At 70.0% G+C, this 223-nt stretch carries 1 protein-coding gene; it reads right to left on the bottom strand.

Going from position 1 to position 223, the window contains the following annotated elements; translation table 11 throughout:
* A partial coding sequence (locus tag IF89_RS40430; RefSeq protein WP_043195246.1) for an RHS repeat domain-containing protein occupies positions 1 to 223 on the bottom strand: 223 nt, incomplete at both ends.

Here is a 223-nt window from a genome sequence, read left to right as displayed (position 1 = left end):
TCAGGCTGCCGTCGGGATTGTAGGTGTAGGCGGTGACGGCGCCGGCGGCGTCGGTGGCCGTCTCCAGCTGCCCGTGCTGGTCGTAGGCGCGGGAGACAGTCTTGCCGTCGGGGTAGGCGACCGAGGCCAGGCGTCCCTCGCTGTCGTAGGCGTAGGTGATGAGGGTGTTCTTCTTGGCGTCCGCGTCGTCGCGGGCGCCTTCCCACACCCCGGTGACCCGGTT

The organism is Streptomyces sp. NRRL F-2664 (assembly GCF_000719345.1).
Lineage (GTDB): Bacteria > Actinomycetota > Actinomycetes > Streptomycetales > Streptomycetaceae > Streptomyces.
Note: the sequence above shows the minus strand (reverse complement) of the source record. Positions and strands in the feature narration are given on the sequence as shown.